The organism is Bacillus sp. FSL R5-0439, assembly GCF_038008805.1.
Lineage (GTDB): Bacteria > Bacillota > Bacilli > Bacillales > Bacillaceae > Bacillus > Bacillus safensis.
On record NZ_JBBOZW010000001.1, the window covers coordinates 1,136,187 to 1,147,819 of the forward strand.

General features: G+C 42.2%; 11 protein-coding genes and 1 other annotated feature (1 of these 12 only partly in view). Of the genes, 9 read left to right on the plus strand and 2 right to left on the minus strand.

What is annotated here, in order from left to right; genetic code table 11:
• Positions 1–5: 5 nt before the first annotated feature.
• Positions 6–239 carry a hypothetical protein gene (locus NST59_RS05620; protein WP_058838841.1) on the minus strand — a complete coding sequence of 78 codons (234 nt, stop codon included), beginning with the start codon at positions 237–239 and terminating at the stop codon, positions 6–8.
• 171 nt (positions 240–410) lie between these two features.
• On the opposite strand from NST59_RS05620, the gene NST59_RS05625 reads away from it, so the two are divergent.
• From NST59_RS05625 to NST59_RS05665, 9 genes are all read left to right on the plus strand, one after another.
• Complete coding sequence (locus NST59_RS05625) at positions 411–1,349, plus strand: beta-ketoacyl-ACP synthase III (protein WP_024425052.1); 939 nt, start codon at positions 411–413, stop codon at positions 1,347–1,349.
• A 21-nt stretch (positions 1,350–1,370) separates the two neighbouring features.
• Positions 1,371–2,612 (plus strand): beta-ketoacyl-ACP synthase II, encoded by a 1,242-nt coding sequence (fabF, locus tag NST59_RS05630; protein ID WP_039177794.1) that lies wholly within the window; start codon positions 1,371–1,373, stop codon positions 2,610–2,612.
• Positions 2,613–2,689: 77 nt separating this feature from the next.
• Positions 2,690–3,493 carry a DUF2268 domain-containing protein gene (locus NST59_RS05635; protein ID WP_341040432.1) on the plus strand — a complete coding sequence of 268 codons (804 nt, stop codon included), beginning with the start codon at positions 2,690–2,692 and terminating at the stop codon, positions 3,491–3,493.
• Between the two features lie 149 nt (positions 3,494–3,642).
• Complete coding sequence (locus tag NST59_RS05640) at positions 3,643–4,623, plus strand: ABC transporter ATP-binding protein (protein ID WP_039177799.1); 981 nt, start codon at positions 3,643–3,645, stop codon at positions 4,621–4,623.
• Entirely contained in the window at positions 4,620–5,642 is a 1,023-nt protein-coding gene (locus tag NST59_RS05645; protein WP_041089820.1) for an ABC transporter ATP-binding protein, read from the plus strand. Before NST59_RS05640 ends, NST59_RS05645 begins: the two co-directional genes overlap by 4 nt.
• Before the next feature lie 84 nt (positions 5,643–5,726).
• Positions 5,727–7,361 carry a peptide-binding protein gene (locus NST59_RS05650; RefSeq protein WP_039177804.1) on the plus strand — a complete coding sequence of 545 codons (1,635 nt, stop codon included), beginning with the start codon at positions 5,727–5,729 and terminating at the stop codon, positions 7,359–7,361.
• Positions 7,362–7,577: 216 nt separating this feature from the next.
• Positions 7,578–8,528 (plus strand): ABC transporter permease, encoded by a 951-nt coding sequence (locus NST59_RS05655; RefSeq protein ID WP_034621771.1) that lies wholly within the window; start codon positions 7,578–7,580, stop codon positions 8,526–8,528.
• Between the two features lie 33 nt (positions 8,529–8,561).
• Positions 8,562–9,461, plus strand: a complete 900-nt coding sequence (gene opp4C, locus NST59_RS05660; RefSeq protein WP_080772319.1) for an oligopeptide ABC transporter permease — start codon at positions 8,562–8,564, stop codon at positions 9,459–9,461.
• Positions 9,462–9,618: 157 nt separating this feature from the next.
• Complete coding sequence (locus NST59_RS05665; RefSeq protein WP_039177811.1) at positions 9,619–10,371, plus strand: YjbA family protein; 753 nt, start codon at positions 9,619–9,621, stop codon at positions 10,369–10,371.
• Positions 10,372–10,406: 35 nt separating this feature from the next.
• Here NST59_RS05665 and trpS read toward each other — a convergent pair whose 3' ends face one another.
• Positions 10,407–11,402 (minus strand): tryptophan--tRNA ligase, encoded by a 996-nt coding sequence (gene trpS / locus NST59_RS05670; protein WP_341040437.1) that lies wholly within the window; start codon positions 11,400–11,402, stop codon positions 10,407–10,409.
• Between the two features lie 53 nt (positions 11,403–11,455).
• Positions 11,456–11,633, minus strand: a binding site (T-box leader); it runs 43 nt beyond the window's last position.

The following is an 11,633-nucleotide window of genomic DNA, read 5'->3' on the forward strand; positions in this document are numbered from 1 at the left end:
TTTTTTTATGATAATTTTTTCTTGAAGGCACTAATCATAGGACCAACATCTTTAAACACAGGCTTCAGCTCATCGATGGAGTTCATAATGTTCCCAATTTGATTCATGACATGCATGTAGTCAATTGAGTCATCACTTGAAGATGTCTCCGCACGTTCCTCCTTTGCCTCTGACTTGGTTTTCTCCTTTTCAATCGGCTGTCCAAACATCATTGCTGAGAAAATATCTTTTTGCGCCATATCACATGTTCCTTTCTACTATTGGTATATATCATTAATCTATGAAAAAAGTGAGAGGAAAGGTTAGACGTTTGTATTGCCAAGAAGAAAAAAATAAGGTAAAATTAGTACCAGATACTAATATAAGATCACAATATCACATGCTCGTATGAGTAAAAGGAGTCTTATTCAATGAATGCTGGAATTATTGGCCTTGGCCGCTATATACCTGAAAAAGTATTAACAAATCATGATTTAGAAAAAATGGTTGAAACTTCTGACGAGTGGATTCGTACTAGAACAGGTATAGAAGAAAGAAGAATTGCATCTGATGATGTCAATACATCTCATATGGCGCTTGCTGCTGCAAAAAAAGCATTAGCTGACGCAGATGTGGCTGCAGAAGATATCGATATGATTCTTGTGGCGACAGTCACGCCAGATCAAGCATTTCCGACAGTCGCTTGTATGATTCAAGAGCAGCTCGGTGCACATAAAGCATGTGCAATGGATATTAGCGCTGCGTGTGCTGGCTTTATGTATGGGCTTGTTACTGGAAAACAATTTATCGAATCAGGAACTTACAAACACGTGCTTGTCGTCGGTGTTGAAAAACTTTCTCGCATTACCGACTGGGATGACCGCAATACAGCTGTTTTGTTTGGAGATGGAGCTGGCGCTGCTGTGCTGGGAGAAGTCAGCGAAGGCAAAGGAATTCTATCATTTGAACTCGGAGCAGATGGAAGCGGCGGGAAGCACTTGTACTTAGATGAAAAAGATCATACAATCATGAATGGACGAGAAGTATTTAAATTTGCTGTAAGACAAATGGGCGAGTCAAGTGTAAACGTCATTGAAAAAGCTGGACTATCAAAAGAAGACGTTGACTTCTTGATCCCGCATCAAGCAAATATTCGCATTATGGAAGCAGCACGCGAACGCTTAGAGCTGCCAGTTGAAAAAATGTCGAAGACTGTCCATAAATATGGAAACACATCAGCAGCTTCTATTCCAATTTCACTATGTGAAGAAATCGAAGCCGGAAAAATTCATGACGGCGATGTGATTGTAATGGTTGGTTTTGGCGGCGGATTAACTTGGGGCGCAATCGCTATGCGATGGGGCCGATAAAAGAGTGGGGTGCACAAATTAATGGATAAGAAACGAGTAGTTGTTACAGGATTAGGTGCTTTGACACCACTTGGCAACGATGTAGAGTCAACATGGAAAAATGCTTTAGCGGGTGTATCAGGGGTTGGACCGATTACACGTGTCGATTCAAGTGAATATACCGCAAAAGTAGCAGCAGAACTAAAAGATTTTAACATTGAAGATTACATGGAGAAAAAAGAAGCGCGAAAAATGGCACGCTTTACGCAATATGCAGTCGTTGCTGCTCAAAAGGCGCTCGAAGATTCACGTCTTGAAATCACAGATGAAATCGCACCGCGTGTTGGTGTATGGGTTGGGTCTGGTATTGGCGGACTTGAAACATTTGAAGAGCAGTTCGAAGTGTATTCAAATAAAGGGGCAAGACGCGTAAGTCCATTCTTCGTCCCAATGATGATTCCTGATATGGCGACAGGTCAAATCTCTATTGCACTTGGTGCAAAAGGAGTTAACTCTTGTACAGTGACAGCATGTGCAACAGGTACAAACTCAATTGGTGATGCATTTAAAGTCATTCAGCGCGGAGATGCAGATGCAATGATCACAGGCGGAACAGAAGCGCCGTTAACAAAAATGTCGTTTGCGGGTTTCTGTGCGAACAAAGCCCTTTCGACAAATCCTGATCCAAAGACAGCAAGCCGTCCGTTCGACAAAAACCGTGACGGATTTGTCATGGGTGAAGGTGCAGGGATTATTGTTCTTGAAGAACTTGAGCATGCGTTAAAACGTGGTGCGACCATTTATGCTGAAATCGTTGGTTATGGTTCAACTGGAGATGCCTACCATATTACGGCGCCAGCTCCAAACGGTGAAGGCGGCGTCCGTGCAATGCAAGAAGCGATTCGAGATGCAGGTTTGTCTGTGGAAGACATTGATTATATCAATGCCCACGGAACAAGCACACCTTACAATGATAAATTTGAAACAATGGCGATTAAAGAAGTGTTCGGAGAGCATGCGAACCAGCTTGCAATCAGTTCAACAAAATCAATGACAGGTCACTTACTTGGCGCAGCGGGCGGAGTAGAAGCTATTTTCTCTGTTCTTGCGATTAAAGACAGCGTCATTCCTCCGACCATTAATCTTGAAACACCGGATGAAGAATGTGATCTTGATTATGTAGCAAATGAAGCACGTTCAAAAGAAGTACAAGTTGCTTTAAGTAACTCACTTGGTTTTGGCGGGCATAATGCGACAATAATTTTCAAAAAATACGAAGCGTAATACTTCCTGAGAAAGCGGCGGTCGATAAACAGATCGCCGCTTTTTTGCATATGATGAAAATGGAGGTGTTCAGCGGTATGGGTCTGATCAATACACAATATCTCATTCATCAATCATCATCATTTCAGGAGCTTGCGGCGCGCTTTATTCCTTATTTTAAAGGGGCAGAGGAAAAAGAATGGTCGTCTATCCTCGCTCACCTGCAGCATCACGGGATGGTTCGGTCTTGGAGCTCGTGTAAAAACATGATCGACAAGCTCAAAGAAATAGGGTACTTCAAGCTTGTCATGAAAGAATACCAAACGCTTCAAAAAGAGTGGGAAGGTCCTGACATCCCTGTGTTTATTTTACCTGTCAACGAGAGCAGCAGAGAAATCAGAGAGCAATTTTATTATCAATCCGGCATGGCATTTGATGACAAGGTCTTTCTTTTTTTGTCTCCAAATACCCCGAAGGAGCGAATCGGTACATTGCTGACTCACGAGTATCACCATGTATGCAGGCTGCATTTTCTCTCAAAAGAAGAAAAAGACTTTACATTCCTCGATACAATCATGATGGAGGGGCTCGCTGAATATGCTGTGTATCATAGATATGGTGAAAGCTATACAGCGAAATGGACCACCTTCTATAGCGAATCCCAGCTTCAGCGCATGTACAAGAAATGGGTATCCAGTCATCTTGATCAAAAAGTCCAGGACGACGAAAGGCTGATACAGAATCTTCTTTATGGAAAAGGGAACTACCCTAAAATGCTTGGTTACGCCACCGGGTTTTATATCGTGAAAAAATATTTTAATGAGCACCGAATCAGCGAGGAGTCTATGATTGCAGAGCCGTCAGAAACTTTTTTAAAAGCGATAGAATCAAAAAGTGAGTAATTCACATAAAAAGAGACATATTACAAATTTACTAAATACTTCTTGATTTCGTCATAGCGATGTAATAATATACAAATAATTCTTTTTATTTTAAAAAGACGGAATATTCAGGTTCAATTCTATTGATCTATGGAGAAAGGGGCGAATGAATGAGCACGCTGCTTGAAGTGCAAAACTTAAAAACATATTTTTTTCGAAAAAAGGAACCGATACCTGCTGTTGATGGCGTTGATTTCAGCATCAACAGAGGAGAAACTGTCGCGTTAGTCGGTGAGTCTGGATCTGGCAAAAGCATTACGTCCTTATCCATTATGGGTCTGATTCATGGAACTGGTGGGAAAATTATGGACGGTTCTATCAAACTTGATGGAAAGGACCTTGTTACATATAGTGAAAAGGAATTATGCAGCATCCGCGGTAATGAAGTATCTATGATCTTTCAGGAACCCATGACCTCACTTAATCCCGTCTTAACCATCGGAGAACAAATAACAGAAATCCTCATCTATCACAAAAAATTTTCAAAAAAAGAAGCGGTCAAAAAAGCGGTTGATCTGCTGAAGCTTGTTGGTTTTTCCCGTCCGGAGCAAATCATGAAAGATTATCCGCATCGATTATCAGGCGGCATGCGGCAAAGAGTAATGATTGCCATAGCGCTCAGCTGTGATCCGAAGCTTCTCATTGCAGATGAACCGACAACTGCCCTGGATGTGACCATTCAAGCACAGGTACTCACATTAATGAAAGATTTATGCTCTACCTTTGGTACTTCTATTCTTCTTATCACACATGATTTAGGTGTCGTGTCTGAAGTAGCAGATCGAGTGATTGTCATGTACTGCGGACAGGTTGTTGAAAATGGAACCGTGGAAGAGTTGTTTGAACAGCCGCTTCATCCTTACACAGAAGGGCTGCTTGAATCAATTCCTGTCATTGATGGAGACATCCAGCCGTTAACAGCCATCAAAGGAAATGTTCCTGCGCCAGATCAGCTTCCAGCCGGCTGCCGCTTTGCTCCTAGATGTCCGCAAGTGAAGGAACGCTGCCTGGGTGAACTGCCTAAGCTGAGAACATTTGAAGATGGCAGAAGCGTCAGATGTTTCTTATATGAGGAGGCAGATCAAACATGACCCTTGCTCAAAATCAAACACAAATAACGGAATTACCAGAGAAAGAAACGATTCTTGAACTGAAACAGATTCGAAAACATTTTCCGATTAAAGCGGGTGTCTTTCAGAAAAAAGTCGGTGCAGTAAAAGCTGTTGACGGCATAGACTTGAAGATTTATAAAGGTGAAACGTTAGGTATTGTCGGGGAGTCAGGATGCGGTAAATCCACATTAGGACGGACGATGATTCGTCTATATGAACCAACTGACGGTCAAATCTTTTTTAAAGGGCAAGACATCACGCGCGTATCAGAATCAAAGCTAAGACAATCTACACGAAAAAACATCCAAATGGTTTTTCAAGATCCCTTTGCATCACTCAACCCTAGAAAAACACTTCGAAGCATCATCAAAGAACCCTACAAAACACATCACTTATATTCCTTAAAAGAAAGAAATGAAAAAGTAGAACAGCTTTTATCAAAGGTAGGTCTTCATCCAAGCTTTGCGAACCGCTATCCCCATGAATTTTCAGGCGGGCAGAGGCAGCGAATCGGCATCGCTCGTGCGCTTGCCATGAATCCCGACATGATCATCGCAGATGAGCCTGTATCAGCACTTGATGTATCCATTCAGGCACAGGTCATTAATCTAATGGAGGAGCTTCAGGAGGAATTTGACCTTACCTATCTATTTATCTCTCACGATTTAAGTGTGGTCAGGCATATTAGCGATAGAGTCGGCGTCATGTATCTCGGCAAAATGATGGAGCTTGCCGATAAACATAGTCTGTACGATGAACCGCTCCATCCATATACACAGGCTCTGCTTTCTTCCGTTCCTGTCACCCGTAAAAAAGGGCAGGTGAAAAGAGAACGCATTATGCTGCAAGGCGACCTGCCGAGTCCTGCAAATCCGCCAAAAGGCTGCGTCTTTCACACAAGATGCCCACATGCGAAAGAAATCTGTAAAGAAAAAGTACCAGCATTTCAGGAGTTAAAAACGAACCACTTTGTTGCCTGCCACCTCTACAACGCTTGATCAAGCTTGTATGATCACATCTTTGAGAGGGGGGATGAAACAGGTTTCTGTCATGATTTCAAAAAAAAATAGGGGGAATTGTCTATGAAAGTTAGAAATAGAAAATCCATATTGGTCAGTTTACTGCTGATTTTTACATTAATCCTAGCTGCTTGTTCTGGTGGAAATAAAACATCTGGAGACAGTGAAAAGAAATCCACAGGTAAACCGGTACAAGGCGGCGATCTAGTCATCGGTTCAATTGCAGAGCCAACATTATTTAACTCTCTGTATTCTACAGATGTGGCAAGCTCTGATATTGAAGAAAGAATCTACAGCTTCTTGCTTCAAACAGACGGAAAGCTGAACCCTCAGCTATCGCTGGCAGAGGATATTAAAGAATCAGATGATGGCAAGCAGTTTGATGTCACCATTAAAAAAGGTGTGAAGTTTCATGATGGTGAAGAACTGACTGCTGATGATGTTGTGTTTACATACAGCATTCCAATCAATAAGGACTACAATGGGGAGCGCGGATCAGGCTTTGAAGTATTAGAGTCTGTTAAAAAGACAGGGGACTACTCGATCGAATTCAAGCTCAATAAAAAAGATCCTTATTTTTATAATGTTACATTAGGAAGCTACGGTATTTTACCTAAGCATATTTTAGGTGATGTGCCTATAAAGGACCTCGGTGAAAACGAATTTAACAGAAAAAAACCAATCGGTTCAGGTCCATTTAAATTTGCAGAGTGGAAAGAAGGAGACTACGTCAAACTAGAAGCCTTTGACGATTATTGGGATGGACGCCCATACCTTGATACCGTCACGATTAAAACGATTCCTGACCAAAATGCAGCCATTGCTCAGCTGTCAGCAGGCGATATTGATTTCTTTGCTGTACCAGGAGCAGAGCTGCAAACAGCTGAAAAAGTCAGCAACATTAAAATTGAATCTGACCTAGGCCTGAATTATTCATACATTGGCTGGAACCAGAAAAATGAACTTTTTAAGAGTAAAAAGGTTCGCCAAGCGCTGACGCATGCCATTGATCGTCAAACGATTGTTGACCAAGTGTTAGATGGAGACGGCAAAGTAGCTAACATTCCAGAAAGTCCGCTGTCCTGGAACTATCCAAAGGATGAAAGTGTTCCAGTATTTGAATTTGATCAAGAAAAAGCCAAAAAGATGCTGAAAGAAGAGGGATGGGAGGATACAGATGGAGACGGCTATCTTGATAAGGATGGCAAGAAATTCTCCTTTGTCATAAAGACCAACCAAGGAAATAAAGTTCGTGAAGATATCGCTGTCGTTGTCCAGCAGCAGCTCAAAGAAATTGGTGTGGAAGCGAAGCCGCAAATTGTGGAATTCAGTGCACTCATTGAGCAGACGACACCGCCTAAATGGGATTATGATGCACTGCTGCTCGGCTGGAGCCTTGCGACATTCCCTGATCAATTTAGCATCTTCCACTCAAGCCAGTCAGAAAAAGGCTTAAATAACATCTGGTATAAAAATAAAGAGGTCGATAAGCTGTTAGTCGATGCTAAAAAATTAAGCGATCGAAAAGATTATTCAAAGGCATATGAAAAAATTTATAAACTGATCGCAGAGGATCAGCCATATACGTTCCTTTACTATGCTAACTCACATCGCGCTATGCCATCTAATCTTCAAGGCTATTCTTACCACCCGAAAGATGAGTATTACAAAATCGAAAAATGGTGGCTTGAACAGTAGGCTGATAGTGAAGAGGGGGAGGATTCTCCCCTTTCACCGTGAGAACAATTCCTTGCATTTGGTGTCCGGTCTTTGCGTGGTGCTAATCGCGCTCTGCATCAGCACGAGAATTCAAGGGGGGTTATATCACGCTGAAAAGAAGACAAAGGGCTAAAATAACTTCATTTTAGCCTTTTTTTCACAGAATGGCGATCCGATGAAAAAGGAGTTGTGCATATGGTTACATATATCATTAGAAGGACATTGCTCTCTATTCCTATTTTATTAGGGATTACCATTTTGTCCTTTGCCATTATGAAAGCAGCACCAGGCGATCCGATGTCACTCATGATGGACCCTACCATTAGTGCGGCAGACCGGGAAGCATTTATTGATAAGTACGGCTTGAATGATCCGGAATATGTGCAATATATGAAATGGCTTGGCAATATGCTTCAAGGTGACTTTGGCACATCCATTGTCAAAAAGGGAACGCCCGTGGCTGATTTGATTTTTGCCCGGCTGCCAAATACCCTCATCCTCATGATTTTTTCTACATTAGTTGCCCTGCTGATCGCCATCCCATTTGGTGTTCTTTCAGCAAAACGTCCGTATACAAAGCTTGACTATGGGATTACGGTTACATCTTTTATCGGACTGGCTATTCCAAACTTTTGGTTTGGTCTCATCCTCATTATGGTTTTATCCGTGAACCTAGGGTGGTTCCCGACTGGCGGAGTCTCTACCTTGAATGCTGATTTTAATGTGTTTGATCGGCTCCATCACATTATTTTACCTGCCTTTGTTTTAGCAACGGCTGATATGGCAGGGCTGACCCGGTACACAAGGTCGAGTATGCTTGATGTCATGAGGCAGGATTACATTCGCACCGCAAGAGCGAAAGGCTTTAGAGAAAACAAAGTTATTTTTAAACATGGTTTACGAAACGGTCTTATGCCTGTCATAACGATTTTCGGATTGATGATACCATCCTTTATTGGCGGCGCAGTCGTGGTGGAACAAATCTTCACCTGGCCTGGACTTGGAAAGCTGTTCATTGATTCTGCCTTTTCGAGAGATTATCCGGTCATTATGGCGATGACCGTTATTTCCGCAGTGCTCGTGGTGGTGGGAAATTTAATAGCGGATATTTTATATGCGATCGTTGATCCGCGTATTGAATATTAGAAGGGAGCTGAAGGACAATTGGCACAGCCTAATATGGGAACACCTCCTGTTGATATCAAATTAAAGGAGGGCCTTCCGCCAAAGCCAGAGACAATGCTGCGTTTATTTTGCGAGAAATTTTTCAAAAATAAATTGGCAGTTGCCGGCTCGGTGATCTTATTGGTCATTATTTTTTCTGCCATTTTTGCTCCAGTGATCGCTCCATATGCACCAGAGCATCAAGATTTATTGAAGCGGCTCCAGCCGCCAAGTGCTGAGCATTTTATGGGCACAGACAAGTTTGGCCGCGATATTTTCTCAAGGGTACTATATGGCGCGCGCGTTTCTTTATTGGTCGGTTTCGTCTCGGTGGTTGGTGCAATCACTATTGGAACTGTCGTTGGCGCGGTCGCGGGGTATTTCAAAGGGTTTGTTGATTCCTTGTTAATGAGGTTTGTGGATGTCGTGTTGTCGATTCCAGACATTTTTTTATTGATCACGCTCGTCACCATTTTCAAACCGGGCATTGATAAATTAATTTTAATCTTTGCTTTGACAGGCTGGACAACAACCGCCAGGCTCATTCGCAGTGAATTCTTATCACTTCGAACAAGAGAATTCGTACTCGCGGCAAGAACCATTGGAACGAAAAATCATGTCATCATCTTTTCGCATATTTTACCGAACTGTATCGGTCCTATTATTGTGTCAGCTACATTAAAAGTAGGCTCTGTCATTTTAGCTGAATCAACGCTCAGCTACCTTGGCTTTGGTATTCAGCCGCCAACGGCAAGCTGGGGCAACATGCTGCAAGATGCACAAAATTTCTCGATTATGGTGCAAGCGTGGTGGTACCCGCTTTTCCCAGGTTTACTCATTTTGCTGACTGTTTTATGCTTTAATTTTTTAGGAGATGGGCTGAGAGATGCGCTTGATCCTAAAAAGCTGAAGTAAGGTTTAAAGGGGCTCTGCGTGCACTCTCCGTTTCCTGAATGAAATAAATACACGAAGCCGTCATTCATCCAGTTTGAAGTTTTGATAAAGTTGGAATAATTTCTCTATCCCTTGCCCATACTGTGGACAACAGTTTTTATAAAGTGAGGGATTGGTTATGTTATTTCTTCATGACGTATGGGTGAATTGGTTTGAAGGGGAAGAAAATGGCTACAATGTGTGTCATTTTCATGAGTGGCGTAAGGAGGACAGCGTTGAGCTGTTAGATCAAGTGCCTTTACTTAAGGTGCAGAGTCCTTTGTTTGATTACATAGAGAATGATCTTTCAGAGCTGCCAAAGACGCTGCTAGAGTCTGTATTTGAGAAATCATATATTCGAAAAAATCATGAGCGCCGTAAATTAGAGTATTGCTTTGTAGTCACAGATGGCATACGAATCATTGCCGTGGATACGATTGGGTATTCCATTCCTGTGAGAAAAAGCCGCTTGATCCCAAGGCAGGAGCAATTGGTCTATGAAATGGTGAAAGATGTGAAAGCAGAAGAATATGAATTCTCTAAGGACAGTCTTGAATCGACGAAGGAGTACCACATTCTATCACTGCCGCCGCAGCATATCAGCGGATTAACGAGAAAAGAAAGACAGCTGAAGCAGCTGATGTTTATGGCGCTCGATCAATTAAAGGGGCTCCAAAACAGGGCGGAGATTGCGTATTGGTATACGGAATGGAACCCGCGCATGTACAACCAAATCAAACGAATGTCATTCGAAGAGATTTGGAACATGCTTTACAATGAAACGATTGATGGGTGGTCAGAGAATCATTTAGCCTTCTGTGAAAAAATGATTAAAGGACAGCCATTTTTCGAAAAGCTTTGGGAAATGGAAAACGAATCAAAAGTAAATTAGAAAAAGCTTGCAGCGGGTAGTGCTGCAAGCTTTTTTTATTTGCGTTTTCTGCCAAGACCCATCGCATTCTCCATTTTTTTCAGCATTTTGTTTGCTGCGCGGTTTGCTTTTTCAGCACCTTCGTCTAGAATACGGTCAAGCTCGTCTGATTCAATCAGTTCATAGTAACGATCTTGAATTGGTTTTAAAGAATCAACGACAACGTTCGCAAGATCTCCTTTAAACTCACCATATCCTTTGCCTTCGTACTTTTGCTCCAGCTCTGCAATCGATATGTTGCCTAATACAGAATAAATCGTCAGCAAGTTGGCAATTCCAGGCTTGTTCTCTTTGTCATACTTGACGATGCCTTCTGAATCCGTCACAGCACTTTTGATTTTCTTTTCAAGCTGCTTTGGTTCATCTAATAAGGTAATGAAGGATTTTTGGTTCGGATCGGATTTGCTCATTTTTTTCGTTGGATCTGTTAAAGACATTATCCGAGCGCCTTCTTTTGGAATTTTCACTTCAGGCACAGTGAAGATGTCATTGTATTTTCGGTTAAAGCGTTCAGCAAGCGTTCTAGTCAATTCAAGATGCTGCTTTTGGTCTTCTCCAACAGGGACTAAATCAGTACCATATAATAAGATATCGCCTGCCATTAATGGGGGATACGTTAATAGGCCTGAAACAACGGCTTCCTTACCAGCGGATTTGTCCTTAAATTGGGTCATTCTTTCTAATTCTCCAATATAAGCAACACATTGCAGCATCCATCCTGCCTGGGCGTGAGCAGGTACCTCTGATTGGATAAACAATGTCGCCTTCTCTGGATCAAGTCCAACAGCTAAATAAAGAGCTGCTAAGCTTCTAATATTTTGGCGGAGAGCTAATCGGTCCTGACTCACTGTAATCGCATGCTGATCTACGACACAAAAATAGCCATTATAGTCATGCTGCAAATCGACAAATTGCTTCATTGCTCCAATATAGTTCCCTAATGTGACAGAACCGCTCGGCTGAATGCCTGAAAAAATTGTCTTCTTTGTCATACTAAAACCTCTTTTCTTCAATATAAAAAGGCCCACCCATCACTTTTCAACAGAAAAGGGACGAATGAACCGTGGTACCACCCTTGTTATTTCACATAGAAATCACTCAAGACGTTGATAACGGAGACTGCTCCGTCTAAGCCTACTCACTTTTTTAGAAGTGTTCGGTTAGCTGCTCCAAAGCCCATTCCATACATGCCATTATCTGCTCACACCGGCCGCAGACTCTCT

What these genes read in the sequence shown, in the direction of transcription:
- trpS (WP_341040437.1), bottom strand. Translation starts at nt 11,402, where the DNA reads ATGACAAAGAAGACAATTTTTTCAGGCATTCAGCCGAGCGGTTCTGTC.
- NST59_RS05645 (WP_041089820.1), top strand. Translation starts at nt 4,620, where the DNA reads ATGACCCTTGCTCAAAATCAAACACAAATAACGGAATTACCAGAGAAA.
- NST59_RS05665 (WP_039177811.1), top strand. Translation starts at nt 9,619, where the DNA reads ATGTTATTTCTTCATGACGTATGGGTGAATTGGTTTGAAGGGGAAGAA.
- NST59_RS05650 (WP_039177804.1), top strand. Translation starts at nt 5,727, where the DNA reads ATGAAAGTTAGAAATAGAAAATCCATATTGGTCAGTTTACTGCTGATT.
- NST59_RS05640 (WP_039177799.1), top strand. Translation starts at nt 3,643, where the DNA reads ATGAGCACGCTGCTTGAAGTGCAAAACTTAAAAACATATTTTTTTCGA.
- NST59_RS05625 (WP_024425052.1), top strand. Translation starts at nt 411, where the DNA reads ATGAATGCTGGAATTATTGGCCTTGGCCGCTATATACCTGAAAAAGTA.
- NST59_RS05655 (WP_034621771.1), top strand. Translation starts at nt 7,578, where the DNA reads ATGGTTACATATATCATTAGAAGGACATTGCTCTCTATTCCTATTTTA.
- NST59_RS05635 (WP_341040432.1), top strand. Translation starts at nt 2,690, where the DNA reads ATGGGTCTGATCAATACACAATATCTCATTCATCAATCATCATCATTT.
- opp4C (WP_080772319.1), top strand. Translation starts at nt 8,562, where the DNA reads ATGGGAACACCTCCTGTTGATATCAAATTAAAGGAGGGCCTTCCGCCA.
- NST59_RS05620 (WP_058838841.1), bottom strand. Translation starts at nt 239, where the DNA reads ATGGCGCAAAAAGATATTTTCTCAGCAATGATGTTTGGACAGCCGATT.
- fabF (WP_039177794.1), top strand. Translation starts at nt 1,371, where the DNA reads ATGGATAAGAAACGAGTAGTTGTTACAGGATTAGGTGCTTTGACACCA.